This window comes from Allobosea sp. NPDC055594 (assembly GCF_053618995.1).
On the sequence record NZ_JBSHIO010000002.1, the window covers coordinates 365,721 to 381,823 of the forward strand.

A 16,103-nucleotide genomic window follows, 5' to 3' on the forward strand; every position below is an offset into this window, starting at 1 on the left:
GCCTACACCTCACCCCTACCCCTCTCCTTACAGGAGAGGGGATCCCGCGCGTGACATTCAGGCCGCCTGCCTCGGCTGCGGACCGACATAGACCGATTGCGGCCGGATCAGGCGGCCGGTCTCGATCTGCTCGCGGGCATGGGCGAGCCAGCCTGTGGTGCGGCCGAGGGCGAAGACGCAGGTGAAGGCTTCCGGCGGGAAACCGAGCGCCTCGAGCAGCAGCGCCGTGTAGAACTCGACATTGGTCTCGAGCGAACGTCCCGGCTTGCGCTCGCGCAGGATGGCGACCGCCGCCTGCTCGACCGCCTCGGCATGGCGCAGGCGTCCCGCATCGGCGCCGAGCCGGGCAATCGCCTGCTTCAGCGCATCGGCGCGCGGATCGCGGACGCGATAGATGCGATGACCGAAGCCCATCAGGCGCTCGCCACGATCCAATGCTGCCTCCAGCCAGGGACGGGCATTTGCGGGCTCGCCGATAGCGTCGAGCATCTCGATCACCGGCCCCGGCGCGCCGCCGTGCAGCGGCCCCTTCAGGGCACTGATCCCGGCCAGCACCGCCGAGACCAGCCCGGCCCGGGTCGAGGCGACGACGCGCGCAGCGAAGGTCGAGGCATTGAGGCCGTGGTCGGCGACGGTGACGAGGTAGCTGTCGAGCGCCGCGGCCTGCGCCATCGTCGGCACCTCGCCGCGCAGCATGCGCAACGTGTCGGCCGCCTGCGACAAGGTTGGATCAGGGGCGATCGAGGCAAGCCCACGCTGCTTGCGCACGGCAGCAGCGGTGAAGACGGCGGGCGCGGCGAGCAGTTTCAGTGCGGTCTCGGCGTCCTCGCCATCGGCAATCTGCGCCGTCCAGGCGCGAATGGCCTCGACCGGCCCGAGATCCTCCGACAGCGCGGTGCGCTCGACGATGCCAAAGAGATCTACACGGGCACGGCCAAGCGCCGCCGGCAGCGCGCGCCCCTGCGGCAGGCCGGGCAGCAGGCCGTCGAACATCAGCACCGCCATTTCCTCGAAGCTGGTTCGGCCGGCGAGCTCGGCGAGGCTGTGGCCGCGGATCACCAAGCGGCCGGCGGCACCGTCGACTTCCGAGAGCACGGTATGAGCGGCGACGACGTCATCGAGACCATCGGACATATCGGAAACTCCTCGGGAACAGTAACCGCGAAGATCGCCTCCCGCATTGCAGCAATCAATCTTGAACAATATAATCAATATATATCGGTGAGAGGCAGAGCATGCAGGACTGGCTGACAGCGCAGGAGGCGATGGCGCGTCTGCGCCTGAAGCCACAGACGCTCTATGCCTATGTCAGCCGCGGGTTGATCGAAGCGCGCGACGACAGCGAAGATTCGCGCCGCAGCCTCTACCGGGCGGAGGATATCGCCCGGCTGGAGCACCGCAAGGCACGCGGCCGCCGCCCGGCCGCGATCGCCGAGGACACGATCGCCTATGGCGAGCCGGTACTCGCCTCCGGCATCACCACGATCGAGCGCGGCGGGCTCTGGTATCGCGGGCAGGATGCGGTGCGCCTCGCCGAGAGCGCCAGGCTGGAGGATATCGCGCGCCTGCTCTGGGATTGCGGCACGCAGCGCTTCCCCCCTTTGGCGACGCTCGTGCCGCCGGGCGAGCCGCTGGCGCGGGTCTTCGCGGTCATCGCCGCACGAGCCGCGAGCGACCGGCCGATGGCCGGCCGCGCCAAGAAGGCGCTCTATCTCGAAGCTGCCGCCGTGCTCGACGCGCTGGTCGACGCCATCGCCGGCGGGCCGGGCGCAGGGCCGATCCATGCGAGGCTGGCGCGCGCCTGGGGCTGCGAAGCGGAGGGCGCCGAGCCGATCCGGCGGGCGCTGGTGCTGCTCGCCGACCATGAGCTCAACGCCTCGACCTTTGCGGCCCGCGTCACCGCCTCGACCGGCGCCTCGCTCGCCGCCTGCGCCATGGCCGGTCTCGCCGCGCTCTCCGGCCCCCTGCATGGCGGCGTCGCACCGCGCGTGCTGGCGCTGATGCGGGACATTGAACGCGACGGGCTGGAGGCGACCGTGGCCGCGCGACTGGAAACCGGCGCGGGGCTGCCGGGCTTCGGCCACCCGCTCTATTCCGACGGCGATCCCAGAGCGCGGGCGCTGCTCGCAGCCTTCGAGGCACCGCCGGGCTATGCGCAGGCGCAGGCCGCCATCGGTGCGCTGACGGGCGAGGAGCCGAACATCGATTTCGCGCTGGCGGCGCTCGCCGCGCGGTTCGAACTACGGCCGGATGCGCCCTTCCAGATCTTCGCCGCCGCCCGCTGCACCGGCTGGCTCGCCCATGCACTGGAGCAGAACGAGACCGGAAGACTGATCCGGCCGCGTGCCCGCTATGTCGGCCCGGCTCCCGCCGCTGCGACCGGCGCCATGTAGTCGCGTGTCATCGGCAGGGTGTCGAGGCGCTTGGCGAGCTGGAGCTGGAAGACCACCAGCCCGTCATAGCGGAAGCTCGCCTCCGAGGCCGCGAGGTAGAACTCCCACATCCGGGCGAAGCGCTCGTCATACATTGCGACAGCCTCGCCGCGGCGCGCCAGAAAGCGCTCGCGCCAGGCCTTCAGTGTCTGGGCGTAATGCAGGCGCAGCACCTCGACATCGGTGATGACCAGCCCTTCCTTCTCGACGGCGGCCGATATCTCCGACAGAGCCGGGATATAGCCGCCGGGGAAGATGTGCTTGGCGATGAAGGGGTTGGTCGCACCCGGCGGCGTGGCGCGCCCGATCGTATGGATCAGCGCGACACCATCATCGACGAGCAGTTCCGAAATCTTGCGGAAGTAATCGCGATAGTAGCCGACACCGACATGCTCGAACATGCCGACCGAGACGACGCGGTCGAAGCGCTCCTTCACGTCGCGATAGTCCTGGAGGCGGAACTCGACCGGCAGGCCGGATTCGGCGGCTCGCTCACTGGAACGCGCGAACTGCTCCTCCGACAGGGTGATGCCGGTGACGTGGCCGCCGGTCTGGCGAGCGATGCTGAGGCCAAGCCCGCCCCAGCCGCTGCCGATGTCGAGGACGCGCTGGCCGGGCTTCAAGGCGAGCTTGGCGGCGATCCGGCGCTTCTTGGCCTCTTGCGCTTCCTCCAGCGTGGCATCGGTCCACTCGAAGAAGGCACAGGAATATTGCTGATCGGCGTCGAGGAAGAGCTCGAAGAAGGCGCGCTTGAGATCGTAGTGATGATGGACGTTGCTGCGCGCCCAGGCCGGCGTGTTGTGCTGCTTGATGCGGCGGACCGAGGTCCGCAGCCGCCCCAGCGCCCGGGCCCAGGCCGAGGGTGGCTGGCGCGACAGCCCGCAGACCAGAGCCTCGAGCAATTGATAGACCGAACCGCGCTCGACGATGACGCGGCCATCCATCACCGCCTCGCCCAGGGCGAGCTCGGGATCGAGCGCGAGCCGCCATTCGGTCTCGCGATCGGCGATCCGCAACCTGACGGCCGCGATCGGGCCCGACCCGGCCGAATGCAGCGATCCATCGGCGAAGACGACGTCAATCCTGGGCTCCCGGACCAGCCGGGACAGCATCCTTGCAATCAGTGCGCGCATGGCCCCACCTCATGGCAGTGCCCCTTTGCAGCCTAGAATGGCAATGACGCCCGGCCTTGCGGCAGATGTGCCAATGCAATTCCGCTCTACCCGGACCGCATATCGCGGCGGTCAGCCCCATTTGCAGGAAAGATGGGGGCGCACTTCGCCTGTCGCCAGAGCCGCCGGGCGCTCCGCCTCCGCAAGCGCAGGACGGTGCCGCCGCGGCGCCCGCCTCAATGTCCCTCGGCAGCCAGCACGGCCTCGACGCGAATCTCCTCGACCAGCCGCTCCTTGAGCGCGACGAAGTCCGGCGTGGTCTTGATGGTGTAGGGGCGCGGATGCGGCAGGTCTACGGTGATGTCGGCCTTGATCCGGCCGGGCCTCGCGCTCATCACCACCACGCGCGAGCCGACGAAGATCGCTTCCTCGATGTCGTGGGTGACGAAGAGCACGGTCTTCTGCTCGCGCTCCCAGATGCCGAGCAGCATTTCCTGCATCAAAGCGCGGGTCTGGTTGTCGAGCGCGCCGAAGGGCTCGTCGAGCAGCAGGATTTTTGGATCGTTGGCCAGCGCCCTTGCGATCGCGGTGCGCTGCTGCATGCCGCCGGAAAGCTGCTTCGGGAAATGGTTCACGAAGCCGGAGAGCCCGACGCGCTCGGCCCAGCCGCGCGCCAGATCGAGGCGCTCGCGCTCGGAAACGCCCTTCTCGCGCAGGCCGAAGGCGATGTTCTCGACCACGGTCAGCCAGGGAAAGAGCGTGTAGCTCTGGAAGACGAAGCCGCGATCGGCTCCCGGCCCGGTGACCGGCGCACCGTCGAGCAGGATCTTGCCCTCGCTCGCCGTCTCCAGCCCGCCGATGATACGCAGCAGGGTCGACTTCCCGCAGCCGGAGGGGCCAAGAATGGTGATGAAGTCGTTGTCGGCGACGGTGAGCGAAGTCGGCATCAGCGCGCGCGTCGGCTGGCCCTTGCCGCGCGCCGGGAAGACCTTGCCGACCTGGTCGATCAGAAGCTTGCTCATGCCTGCGCCCACGGAAACAGGCGCTGGTTGACCGCCTTGAACAGGAAATCGGAGATCAGGCCGATCAGGCCGATGACGATGATGCCGAAGATGATCTGCCCGGTGTTCAGCAGCGCCTGGCTGTCGACGATCATGTGGCCGATGCCGGAGGAAGAGCCGATCAGCTCGGCGACGATGACATAGGTCCAGGCCCAGCCGAGCACGAGGCGGAAGATCTCGGCGATCTCGGGAGCGGCATTGGGCAGCAGCACCCGGCGCACCACCGAGGCGTCGCTGGCCCCCAGCGTATAGGCGGCGTCGACCAGATCGCGCCGGACCCCGCCGACCGCGACCGCAATCATCAGGATCAGCTGGAAGACCGAGCCGATGAAGATCACGAGCAGCTTCTGGGTCTCGCCTATGCCGGCCCAGAGGATCAGCAGCGGAATGAAAGCCGAGGCCGGCAGATAGCGCGCAAAGGAAACGAAGGGCTCGAGGAAGGCCTCGACCGGCTTGTAGGCGCCCATCAGGATGCCGAGCGGCAGCGCCACCAGAACGGCAAGGACGAAGCCGCCGAGCACGCGCCAGATCGTCATGCCGATATCGAACATGAAGCCGTGGACGGTGAGCAGGTTCCAGCCCTCCGCGACCATGGTCAGCGGATCGGCGAGGAAGAGCTTCTGGACAAAGCCGCCGAAGGTCGCGACCGACCAGAAGGCGACGAAAAGCGCGAAGAAGGCGACGCCGTAGCCGATGCGGACGCCGCCGGAGACCGGCTGGAGGGGTTTCATCGTCAGGAGTTCGTTTCTTTCACGAGTGCCGCGAGTTCGTGCCAGGGCTCGATGGACCAGAAGCCGGATGCAGCGCCGGAGGTGGAAGGCAGAATGAAGACGCGGCTTCCTACAAGGAGGGATGGCTGGAGACCATAGGCGAGCTTAAGTCCCCTCTCCTCTCCCAGCGCAGCCTGAGCAGCACGCTTGCCATTGAAAGCGACGACCGCCGGCGCGTGCAGACGAAGCTTGCCCAGGAAACCGGCGATGTCGAAATGCTGGCGCATCAATGCCGCGTCGGGCCCGGAGGTCTCCTTCACGACATCGGTGAAGCCGATGCCGTATCGCAGCAGATCCGGGAAATCCGCCGGGCCAAGCGGCTGAGGAATCAGCCCGGTCTCGAACAGGGTTTTCCAGAACTTGTTGCCGGGTCCGGCATAGTAGGCGCCCCGCCGGGCGGAAGCCGTCCCGGCCTGCGTGCCGCAGAACACGACACGCAAGCCGGCAGTCAGCACATCCGGCAGGACTTCATCGCTCACTTGCCGGCGACGTATTTCGTCTCGACCAGCGTGTTGATGTCGGGCTTCGTCTTGATCAGGCCGATCTCGAGCAGGAGGTCGGCCGCCTTGTTGGTGAAGGCCTGCCAGTCGCCGGAGAAGAACTTCTTGTTGCCCTCGGCATCCGACCAGCGCAGGAAGCCCGCCGACTTGCCGAACTGCTCACCCGACTGCTTCACGTCGGCGCCCATGATGCCATAAGCCTTGTCCTTCTCGGCCTTGATCATCTCGAGCGCTTCGAAATAGCTCTTGGTCAGCGCCTGTGCGGCAGCGTCGTTCTCGCTCAGGAATTTCGGCGTGCAGCCGAAAGTGTCCATCACCATCGGGTAGTCGAGCGTGGTGGCGATGATCTTGCCGGAATCGGGCTTCTCGCGTACCGCTGAGAGATAGGGCTCATAGGTCATCGCCGCGTCGTTCTGGCCGGCGATGAAGGCCTGGGCCGCCGGACCCGGCTCCATGTTGACGACCTTGACGTCCTTCACCGACATGCCGTTCTCCTTGAGGAACCAGGCAAGGGCGAAATAGGGCGAGGTTCCCGGCGCCGAGGCGGCGACCGTCTTGCCCTTGAGATCCTTGATCGAGCCCGTCGACGAGCGCACCGCCATGCCGTCTGCGCCATAGCTCTTGTCGAGCTGGAAGATCTGCTTGGTCTTGATGCCGGCGGCGTCCCAGACGATCCAGGTCTCGACCGTGGTCGCGGCGCACTGGATATCGCCCGAAGCGATGGCGAGGTGACGGTCCTTCTGCGGGATCTTCTTGATCGTCACGTCGAGGCCGTTCTTCGCGAAGATGCCGGCTTCCTTGGCCAGCGTCAGCGGCGCGAAACCGGTCCAGCCGGACATGCCGATCGTCAGCTTGGTCTGCGCCTCGGCGCCGCCCGCCGTCAGGAGCGCCGCGAGCCCGAGGCCCGCAACCGCTCCGATACGCTTCGTACCCGTCATTCGAAACCCTTCCCCGATTATCTGCGCCGGCCTCGCGCGGCGGAGCTGAACACAGCCTCGTCGTGGCACGATGCAAGCTTTGTTCCAAGGCAAGTTAAATGCCTATGCAAATCAGTCAAGCCGGCATCAACGACGCTGGGGGAGGCAATGAATTTCTCTTGTTTGACAGCAGGGGGGATATTTCATCCCCTCACATCCCCGGCGCGCAGCGCCAAATGGACGAGGTTTCCCGAATGAACGGCGCCGATCGCCTCTGCGACACTCTCCTCATCAACGGCGTCGACGTCTGCTTCGCCAATCCCGGCACCTCCGAAATGCACTTCGTCGCGGCGCTCGACCGCAAGCCGCAGATGCGCTGCGTGCTCGGCCTGTTCGAGGGCGTGGTGACCGGCGCCGCCGACGGCTATGCCCGCATGGCCGACAAGCCGGCTGCGACCCTGCTGCATTGCGGGCCGGGCATGGCGAATGCCCTCGCCAACATGCACAACGCCAAGCGCGCCCGGACCCCGATGATCAACGTCGTCGGCGACCACGCGACCTATCATCTCCAGCATGACGCGCCGCTGACCAGCGACATAGAGGGGCTGGCCTGGCCGATGTCGCATTTCGTCCGGCGCATCGAGAGTCCCGAGGATGTCGGCCCGGCGATCGGCGAGGCCTATGCCGCCTCGCTCTCCCTGCCCGGCGTCACCACGGTGATCCTGCCGGCCGATTGCGCCTGGGGCAGCGTCGAGCCGGCGACGCTCGCGCCGACCAAAGTTCCCACCCTGAAGAGCGCCGATCCGGCGCGGGTGCGCGAGATCGCGGCGCTGCTGCGCAAGCACGGCTCGCGCGCCGCGCTGATGATGACCGGCCTCGCGCTGCGCGAGGGACCGATGGAGATGGCCGCGCGGATCTGCGCCGCAACCGGCGCGCGCGTCTTCGGCCAGATGTCGAACGGGCGCATCGAGCGCGGCGCCGGCCGCGTCGCTTTGCCGAAGGTGCCCTACCCGATCGACATGGCGCTGAAGCAGCTTGAGAACGTCGACCTTTTGGTGCTGGTCGGCGCGCAGGTGCCGGTCGGCTTCTTCGCCTATCCCGGCAAACCGGGCCGGCTGATCCATGACGGCTGCGCGGTCGAGACGCTGGCGGCGCCCGGCGACGACCTGCCCGGCGCGATCGAGGCGCTGGCTGACGAATTATCAGCCCGCGCCGTGGCGCCGGCCTTCATCGCCGAACCGGCTGCCGCGAACGGAGCGCTCCCGACCGGCGCGCTCGACGCCGACAAGGTCTGCACCATCGTCTCGACCCTGCTGCCCGAGAACAGCATCATCTGCGACGAATCGATCTCGTCGGGCCGGATGTTCTATGCGCAGTGCCATCACGCGCCGCAGCACGACTATATCCAGCTCACCGGCGGCGCCATCGGCGAAGGCATCCCGCTGGCGATCGGCGCGGCGGTCGCCTGCCCGGACCGCAAGGTCATCGGCATGCAGGCCGACGGCTCCGGGATGTATACGGTCCAGGGCCTGTGGACGCAGGCCCGCGAGAATCTCGACGTCGTCACCGTGATCTTCGCCAACCGGACCTATGCGATCCTGCATGGCGAGATGCGCGCCGTCGGCGTCAATGATTTCGGCAAGAACGCCACGCAAATGCTCAATCTCGACCAGCCGGCGCTCGACTGGGTGGCGATGGCGAAGAGCATGGGCGTCGAGGCCGGGCGCGCCACCACGGCCGAGGAGTTCACCAGGCTGTTCAAGGGCGCATTGTCGCGGAAAGGCCCGTTCCTGATCGAGGCGGTGATCTGAGCTCTCAGGCTCCTCGCCGCCGCAGAGCCTTGGCTCAACCGCGATGCAAGAGGCCGTCCCCCGACGGCCTCTTCAAGCGATCAGGGTTGCCATGGGAAAACCAAGACAGCGACATGACGCGCGCCATGGCGAATTCGCTTGCCGATGCTTATCTCGGCGGCAGCAAGGAGGTTTGACATGACGGAACGTGCTGTACTCGCAGGCGGCTGCTTCTGGGGCATGCAGGACCTGATCCGCAAGCTCCCCGGCGTCGAGACGACCCGTGTCGGCTACACCGGCGGCGATGTGAAGAATGCGACCTATCGCAATCACGGCAGCCATGCCGAGGGCATCGAGATCGTCTTCGACCCCGCCAGGATCGGTTACCGGCAGCTGGTCGAGTTCTTCTTCCAGATCCACGACCCGACGACGCTGAACCGCCAGGGCAACGACCTCGGCACCAGCTATCGCTCGGGGATCTACTATGTCGACGAGACGCAGAAGCAGATCGCCGAGGAGGTGATCGCTGCGGTCAACAGCTCCGGCCGCTGGCCGGGCAAGGTCGTCACAGAGGTGAAGCCCGAAGGGGATTTCTGGGAGGCCGAGCCGGAGCATCAGGACTATCTGGAACGCTACCCGGCTGGCTATACCTGCCACTGGGTCCGGCCGGACTGGGTGCTGCCGCGCCGCGAGGCCGCGGAGTAGCGAAATCGACCTTCTCCCCACCAATCTAGGGTTCGCCCGAGATTGGCACTTTTGGATGCGCATGTCGGAAACGTCCGGCATGCGGCGGGACAAGGTGGCAGCGTCTAGCGCTGACGGATGAGAAAAGGGTCGCACAAGCGGCCCTTTTCTCGTTTCACCTGGTCAGGGCGCCCTCATCCCCAGCCGGGACCTTCTCCGCCCGTAGGGGGGAGAAGGCAGCCGCTATTTGAACCCGCCCAGAAACGCATCAAGGCAATCGCCGATCGCCTCGATTGCATAGCCGCCCTCCTGCACCACCAGGGTCGGCAGCCCCATCGCCTTGACCTGGCGGCCGATGCCGCCGAAGTCGGCGGCATCGAGCTTCAGCACGCCGATCGGATCGTCCTTATGGGCGTCGTAGCCGAGTGCCAGGACCAGCGCCTCGGCGCCGAAGTCGCGGATCGCCCGCCCGGCCCGGTCGATGGCAGCTTCCATTTCCGGCCCGGCGGCGCCATGGACGAGAGGCAGGTTGAGGTTGAAGCCCTCGCCCGGCCCGTTGCCGCGCTCATCGTCATAGCCGGTGAAGAACGGGTAGTAGTTCGACGGGTCGGCATGGATCGAGACGGTCAGCACGTCGTCGCGGCGATAGAAGATCTGCTGGGTGCCGTCGCCATGATGGGCGTCGACATCGAGGATCGCGACCTTGCCGAAGCGGCTGCGTAGGCGCTGCGCGGCGATCGCCGAGTTGTTGAGGTAGCAGAAGCCGCTGGAGCGGTCGGCCCGGGCATGATGGCCGGACGGGCGGCACAGCGCATAGACGGCACGCTCACCGGCGAGCACCGCGTCGGCGGCGGACACGGCGGTCTCGGTCGAGCGCAGGGTCGAGAGCCAGCAATGCTCGCCGATCGGCACCGAGAGATCGCCGAGATACCAGCCGAGCTGGCCGAGGAAGCCGGTCGGGCGGCAGGGCGGGCGCTTGTCCTCGTCCGGCTTGCCGCTCCAATAGGGGAAGGTCGCCGGCCAGACTTCCGGACCGCGTTCGGCCGGCAGTTCCTGCCAGCGCGCCCAGGCCGTCTCCAGGAACTGGATGAAGCCTTCGTCATGGACGGCCAGGATCGGTGCCGTGCCGTGCTGCTGCGGCGTCTCCGGGGCGACGCCGTGGCGCGCCAGCGCTGCCAGCAGCTTTTCGGTCCGCTCCGGCAGATCCTTCGGCGGGACGACACGGCCGAAGCGCATATATTGCTGGGGATCGTGGAGCGATTGCTCGGGATGATAGAAGGCGCGCATACGGATTCGACTCGCTTCGGAACTCGGACGAGCCCCATACGGCCATGAAAAGCACGACGCCGCCAGCGCGCTGACTCAGGCTGCGGCGCTGTCGTCACGCATGGCGGAGAGCTTCGGAAGCAGGCTCGATTGCTGCAGGAGCGCAGGGACCCGGGCCGCTGCGACCGGCCGGGCATAGCGGTAGCCCTGCGCCTGCGCGCAGCCATGGCGACGCAGAAAGGCCTCCTGCCCCGCCGTCTCGACGCCTTCGGCGACGATGCCGAGGCCGAGATCGGTGGCAAGGGCGATCATCGCCCGGACGATCGCCGCATCGTCGCCCTCCTCCTCGACCTGGCCGACGAAGCTGCGGTCGAGCTTGATCGTATCGACGGGAAAGCGCTTGAGATGGGTGAGCGAGGCGTAGCCGGTGCCGAAATCGTCGAGCGAGACATGCAGCCCCGCGGCACGCAGCGCTCGCAAGGTGCGCTCGGCCTCGCCGGCGCTGCGGGCCAGCAAGACGCTTTCCGTGACCTCGATGCCGAAGCAGCGTGCAGGCACGCCTGCGGCCGCGAGCTTGCCGAGCAGGCGTTCCGGTAGCCCCGGATCACGGAAGATACCGGCAGAGAGGTTCACCGAGACGATGCCAGGCTCGAGTCCGGCATCGAGCCAATCGCGCAGGTCGCGCAGGACCGCGGCGACGATCGCATCGCCGATCCCGGCGGCGATTTCGACATCCTGGAAGCCCTCCTGGAAGGCGGCGGCCGGGATGATGCCGCGCTGCGGGTGGCGCCAGCGCGCCAGCGCCTCGAAGCCCGCGACCTTGCCGTCCGCGAGCCCTACCTGCGGCTGGTAGAAGGGCAAGATACGGTCTTCCCGGAGGGCCTGCGCCAGATCGCGGCAGATCGCGACCCGCCGGGTCATCGCAGCCCGCATCGCGGGCTCGTAGACAACCGCGATATTGCGGCCATTGGCCTTGGCCCGATAAAGTGCGAGATCGGCATCCTTCATCAGCTCCCCGCCATCGCGGTCATGCTCCGGCGCGAGCGCTATGCCCAGGCTGGCGCGGGGGCTGATCATCTGCCCGGCATGTTCGCAGGGCTCGCGCAGCGCCTCGAGCAGGGCCTCGGCCTTGAGGTGCGCGCCGGCGACATCAAGCGTCTGCTGCGAGAGTACGACGAATTCGTCGCCACCGAGGCGGGCGACCATGTCGGCCGGGCCGAGCGCGCCGGCGAGCCGTGCCGCCGCCTGGAAGAGCAATTCGTCGCCGGCATCATGGCCGAGCGTATCGTTGACCGATTTGAAGTCGTCGAGATCGATCAGGAACAGGCTGACCGTGCCGCCTGTCTCGGCCATGATGTCGAGCGCCTGCTGCAGACGCTCCTGGAAGAGCAGGCGGTTCGGCAGGCCTGTCAGGTCGTCATGCGTCGCCTGCCACCTGGCGCGGGCCTCCGCCGCCTTGCGATCGGTGATGTCGACGATGCCCGCGACCACGGCGAGCCCACCATCGATCGGCACGCCGGTCGCGGTGATCAGGACATCGCGCCGGGCCCCCGCGCCGTCCCGCATCTGCGCCTCGTAGCCGGAGATCTGGTCCTGCAGCTCCAGCCTGTCCAGGATCTCGCGCCGGTCGCGCTCCACGAACAGGATGTCCGAGACCCGTGCCGTGGCAAGCTGCTCACGGCCGAAATAGCGCTTCGCCGCATCATTGCTGCGCAGGAAGCGTCCGTCCTCACGGGAGGCGACCACCAGCGGGATCGGCACCGCCATGAACAGACGCTCGATCATCGCCTGGCTGACGCTGAGCGCATCCTTGGCCTCGCGCTCGGCCTGGGTCGCCGTCCATTCGAGCCGGCGCAGGCGGTTGCCATGGATCACCACCAGCCCGAGCGCGAAATTCAGCATGACCAGGACGAGAACCAGCCCCGGCAAGGTCGTCGGAAACGGGCCCCGGCCGAGATAGCCGGCAAGCATCAGGGCACTGCAGCCGACCCCCAGCGTCATCGTCCAGCGAAAGGCGGTTGGCGCGACCAGATAGAAGATCGAGGGCAGCATCATCACGACAAAGAGCGCCAGATCGCTGCGCGAGGAGACCAGCAGCGCCACGGCCAGCGCGGTCGCGACCTCCCAGCCGATCAGGATCCTCTGCGCCTCCTCGAAGCGCGTCGCCTTGCGCACCAGCCCATAGCAAAGCAGCGAAGCGGCGACCACGACGAGCCGTGCCGGGACCGCGACGAAGAAATGCGAGGTACCGTGGAAGCGCCAGTCGCTGACCAGGAACAGCGTGTTGAGGACCGCCGAAACCAGAAAGATCAGACGACCTTGCCGCAGCGTTTCCGCCAGGCGGGCCTGCCGAAACACCGCCTCGCGGGCGGAATCGAGAAACTCGCCACCGAATCGAAACAGGTTGTCGCGCGCCATGCGGCATCGTCGTCGGCGAATCTCAAGGCAAGGTTAAGGCGAGGCGACGCCTTCAACGAAAACTGTCGGAAATGGCAGGAACCGACGCTATTCCGCGGTGTCGACGCCGTTGGGCGCGACCAATGCCGCGAATTCGCGAGAGAGCGCGCCGATATCGAAACGCTCGGGCCGGTACCAGTCGATCGATCCGTTCAAGGCGCCGAGCAGGAAGAGGCGCAGCGCATCGGGCGAGCGGCCGGGCGCGATCGCTCCGGCCTCCCGCAATTCGGCGAGGAGGCCGCGCCAGACATCCTCATAGAGCCGGCGCGACAGGCGCACGCTCTCCGGCACCGGGCCGCTGCCGAAGGTGAAGACCTTGATCGCTGCGCTGGTATAGTCGCCATGGCCATGCAGCGCAGCGAGATGGGCCGCGATCGCCGCCTCGAGCCGCTGGTGCGGCCCCGCCGAGGCCGCTGCTGCCAGCGCCGCGGCTACCGCCTCATGGACGAAGCGGACGCCGTCATTGACCACCGCTTCGACGAGTTCCTCCTTCGACGCGAAGTGGTGATAGAGGCTCGCCTTGCGGATGCCGACGGCCTCGGCGATCTCGCGCAAGCTCGTCTGGTGATACCCGCCGGAACGCAGCAGGCGCGCCGCCATGTCGAGGATCAGTCGGCGCGAGCCGCCCTCCGGCCCTGCCCGGCCTGTTCGGATCGCTAGCGCCGTCACAACCGCTTGGCCACCTCTTCCAGCATCACCTCGGTGGCACCGCCGCCGATCGCCTGGACGCGGGCATCGCGCGCCATGCGCTCGATCGCGCTCTCGCGCATGAAGCCCATGCCGCCATGGAACTGGACGCAGGCATACATGACCTCGTTGACCAGCTCGCCGCAATAGGCCTTGACCATCGAGACCTCGCGCGTCGCGTCGAAGCCCTGCACGTCGAGCCAGGCGGCGTGGTAGACGAGCTGGCGCCCGGCCTCGACCTTGGCGGCCAGCATGGCGAGCTTCTGGCGGATCGCCTGCTTCTCCCAGAGCGGCGCACCGAAGGCTTTTCGCGTGCGGACATGGTCGAGCGTCAATTCGATCGCGGCCTGCGCCTCCCCCATCGCCATGGCGCCGATCACCGTACGCTCATTCTGGAAATTGCTCATGATCGCGTAGAAGCCGCGCCCCTCGCCGCCGAGCAGGTTTTCGGCCGGGACGCGGCACTCCTCGAAGATCAGTTCGGCGGTGTCGGAACAGCGCCAGCCATGCTTGTCGAGCGCGCGGCCGACGCGGAAGCCCGGCATGCCCTTCTCGACGAGGAACATCGAGACCGATTGCGAGGGCTTCGCCGCGGCATCGGTCTTGGCCGCGACGCAATAGAGATCGCCATGGACGCCATTGGTGATGAACATCTTGGCGCCGTTCAGCACGTAGTGGTCGCCATCGCGCCGCGCCGTGGTGCGAATGCCCTTCACATCGGAGCCGGCATCCGGCTCGGTGACGGCGACCGCGCAGATCGCCTTGCCGGCGACCACATCCGGCATCCATTTGTCGCGCTGCGCCTTGCTGCCGGCATTGAAGAGATGGACCGAGGCCATGTCGGTATGGACCAGCGCCGTGATCGCGAAGCCGGAAAAGGTCGAGCGTCCGAGCTCCTCGGCGAGGATCACGGTCGCGAGCGTGTCCATCTCCGCCCCGCCATATTCGGCCGGGTAGCGAATGCCGAAGAAGCCGAGCGCACCCATGCGTTCGAGCACGGCGCGCGGCACCATGCCGGCCTCTTCCCAGGCGAGTCCGTGCGGCTTGACCTCGGTTTCGACGAAGCGGCGGACCTGGTCGCGCAACGCCTCGTGCTCCTCGCTGAAATAGGGCGAGCGGCGCTGCCCCGCGCCATCAGCCCCGAAGCTCTCCGCTGCCGTCATCGCCATCCTCCCGGGCGCCGTCATCGCGCTCTCAACTACCTACCGGACGGTAGGGCGATATAGGGCGGAGAGCAAGTAGAGGGGCAGGCGATCGCAAGCAAAAAGGGCGCGGCGCCAAGCGCCACGCCCTGAACGTCGATGCACCGCCATTCCGGAGAAGTGGAGAAGCCGGGCAGTTCCGGCGTCCCGCTTCGCTCCAGCCGGAACCGCGGAAGAGCCAGGAGGCTCAGGCGAGCTTGCCGCCGACCGCCTTTTCGAGGATAGCCCAGGCCTCGTCGCCGTATTTGCCCTTCCATTCGGCGTAGAAGCCAGCCTTCTGGAGCGCCGCACGGAATTCGTCGGGCTTGGTTTCGTTGATGACCATGCCCTTCGAGGTCAGTTCGGCCTGCAGCCCGGCATTGAGCTTGGCGACGTCGGCACGCTCGTTCATGGCGGCGGCATCGATATGCTTGGCGACGATCGTGCGCAGATCCTGCGGCAGGCGCTCCCAGGCGCGGCGGTTGGCCAGGAACCAGAAGCCGTCCCACATATGGTTGGTCTGCGAGAGATATTTCTGGACTTCGAACAGCTTGGCGGTCGCGATGATCGCGAGCGGGTTCTCCTGGCCGTCGACGATCTTGGTCTGCAGCGCGGTGTAGACCTCGGCGAAGTTGATGCTGGCCGGGGCGGAGTCGAAGGCCTTGAACATCGAGGTCCAGAGCGGCGAGACCGGCACGCGGATCTTGAAGCCCTTGAGGTCGGCCGGCGAATTGATCGGCCCCCTCGAGGACGTCATCTGGCGGAAGCCATTGTCCCAGATCTTGTCCATGACATGCAGGTTCGCCTTGGCGATCTGGCCGCGGACATAGGCGCCGAGATCGCCGTCCATCGCCTTCCAGACCGCGTCATAGTTCGGGAAGGCGAAGCCGATGCCGCTGACCGAGGCGTTCGGCACCAAGGTCGAGAGGATCAGCGGCGACAGCGTGAAGAACTCGACGCCGCCGGCGCGAACCTGGTTCAGCATATCGGTGTCGGAACCGAGCTGGTTGTTCGGGAAGATCTGGATGACGACGCGGCCATTGGTCTCGGCCTTGATCTTCTCCATCGCCTCGTTGGCGCGCACGTTCATCGGATGCGCGAGCGGCAGGTTGTTGGCGTATTTATAGGTGAACTCGGGCGTCTGCGCCCGCGCGATCGAGAAGGTTCCGATCGTCGCAGCGGCAGTGGCGCCCTGCAGAATGGTACGGCGTGAGATCGACATTGGCGTTTCCTCCAAGCTTTTGTC

At 67.0% G+C, this 16,103-nt stretch carries 14 protein-coding genes; 3 read left to right on the top strand and 11 right to left on the bottom strand.

Annotation, left to right across the window (positions count from 1 at the left end):
* Nucleotides 1–57: 57 nt before the first annotated feature.
* Complete coding sequence (locus tag ACWGRX_RS05735; protein ID WP_452116746.1) at nt 58–1,134, bottom strand: citrate synthase/methylcitrate synthase; 1,077 nt, start codon at nt 1,132–1,134, stop codon at nt 58–60.
* Nucleotides 1,135–1,235: 101 nt separating this feature from the next.
* Between ACWGRX_RS05735 and ACWGRX_RS05740 the strand changes: the two genes are divergently transcribed.
* Entirely contained in the window at nt 1,236–2,393 is a 1,158-nt protein-coding gene (locus ACWGRX_RS05740; protein ID WP_452116747.1) for a citrate synthase family protein, read from the top strand.
* On the opposite strand, the gene ACWGRX_RS05745 is transcribed toward ACWGRX_RS05740, so the two are convergent.
* The 5 genes from ACWGRX_RS05745 to ACWGRX_RS05765 all read right to left on the bottom strand — a co-directional run bounded on the left by ACWGRX_RS05745 (nt 2,351) and on the right by ACWGRX_RS05765 (nt 6,813).
* Nucleotides 2,351–3,565, bottom strand: a complete 1,215-nt coding sequence (locus ACWGRX_RS05745) for a class I SAM-dependent methyltransferase (protein WP_452116748.1) — start codon at nt 3,563–3,565, stop codon at nt 2,351–2,353. The genes ACWGRX_RS05740 and ACWGRX_RS05745 overlap by 43 nt on opposite strands.
* Before the next feature lie 215 nt (nt 3,566–3,780).
* Nucleotides 3,781–4,566 (bottom strand): ABC transporter ATP-binding protein, encoded by a 786-nt coding sequence (locus ACWGRX_RS05750; RefSeq protein ID WP_452116749.1) that lies wholly within the window; start codon nt 4,564–4,566, stop codon nt 3,781–3,783.
* Complete coding sequence (locus ACWGRX_RS05755) at nt 4,563–5,336, bottom strand: ABC transporter permease (RefSeq protein ID WP_452116750.1); 774 nt, start codon at nt 5,334–5,336, stop codon at nt 4,563–4,565. Before ACWGRX_RS05755 ends, ACWGRX_RS05750 begins: the two co-directional genes overlap by 4 nt.
* A 2-nt stretch (nt 5,337–5,338) precedes the next feature.
* Complete coding sequence (locus tag ACWGRX_RS05760) at nt 5,339–5,854, bottom strand: mismatch-specific DNA-glycosylase (RefSeq protein ID WP_452116751.1); 516 nt, start codon at nt 5,852–5,854, stop codon at nt 5,339–5,341.
* A complete protein-coding gene (locus ACWGRX_RS05765; RefSeq protein WP_452116752.1) occupies nt 5,851–6,813 on the bottom strand; it encodes an ABC transporter substrate-binding protein in 963 nt (320 codons plus the stop codon). The genes ACWGRX_RS05760 and ACWGRX_RS05765 overlap by 4 nt, the downstream gene beginning before the upstream one ends.
* A gap of 233 nt (nt 6,814–7,046) precedes the next feature.
* Between ACWGRX_RS05765 and ACWGRX_RS05770 the strand changes: the two genes are divergently transcribed.
* A complete protein-coding gene (locus ACWGRX_RS05770) occupies nt 7,047–8,603 on the top strand; it encodes an acetolactate synthase large subunit (protein WP_452116753.1) in 1,557 nt (518 codons plus the stop codon).
* Between the two features lie 177 nt (nt 8,604–8,780).
* Complete coding sequence (gene msrA / locus ACWGRX_RS05775) at nt 8,781–9,287, top strand: peptide-methionine (S)-S-oxide reductase MsrA (RefSeq protein ID WP_452116754.1); 507 nt, start codon at nt 8,781–8,783, stop codon at nt 9,285–9,287.
* A gap of 222 nt (nt 9,288–9,509) precedes the next feature.
* On the opposite strand, the gene ACWGRX_RS05780 is transcribed toward msrA, so the two are convergent.
* The 5 genes from ACWGRX_RS05780 to ACWGRX_RS05800 form a co-directional block, all read right to left on the bottom strand.
* On the bottom strand, nt 9,510–10,553 hold the full coding sequence (locus ACWGRX_RS05780) for a histone deacetylase family protein (RefSeq protein ID WP_452116755.1): 1,044 nt from the start codon (nt 10,551–10,553) through the stop codon (nt 9,510–9,512).
* 75 nt (nt 10,554–10,628) lie between these two features.
* Nucleotides 10,629–12,950, bottom strand: coding sequence for a putative bifunctional diguanylate cyclase/phosphodiesterase (locus ACWGRX_RS05785; RefSeq protein WP_452116756.1), 2,322 nt, complete (start codon nt 12,948–12,950; stop codon nt 10,629–10,631).
* Nucleotides 12,951–13,037: 87 nt separating this feature from the next.
* A complete protein-coding gene (locus tag ACWGRX_RS05790; RefSeq protein WP_452116757.1) occupies nt 13,038–13,589 on the bottom strand; it encodes a TetR/AcrR family transcriptional regulator in 552 nt (183 codons plus the stop codon).
* A 65-nt stretch (nt 13,590–13,654) separates the two neighbouring features.
* Nucleotides 13,655–14,839, bottom strand: a complete 1,185-nt coding sequence (locus ACWGRX_RS05795; protein ID WP_452116758.1) for an acyl-CoA dehydrogenase family protein — start codon at nt 14,837–14,839, stop codon at nt 13,655–13,657.
* 226 nt (nt 14,840–15,065) lie between these two features.
* Nucleotides 15,066–16,079, bottom strand: a complete 1,014-nt coding sequence (locus ACWGRX_RS05800; protein ID WP_291635333.1) for a TRAP transporter substrate-binding protein — start codon at nt 16,077–16,079, stop codon at nt 15,066–15,068.
* Between the last annotated feature and the right edge of the window lie 24 nt (nt 16,080–16,103).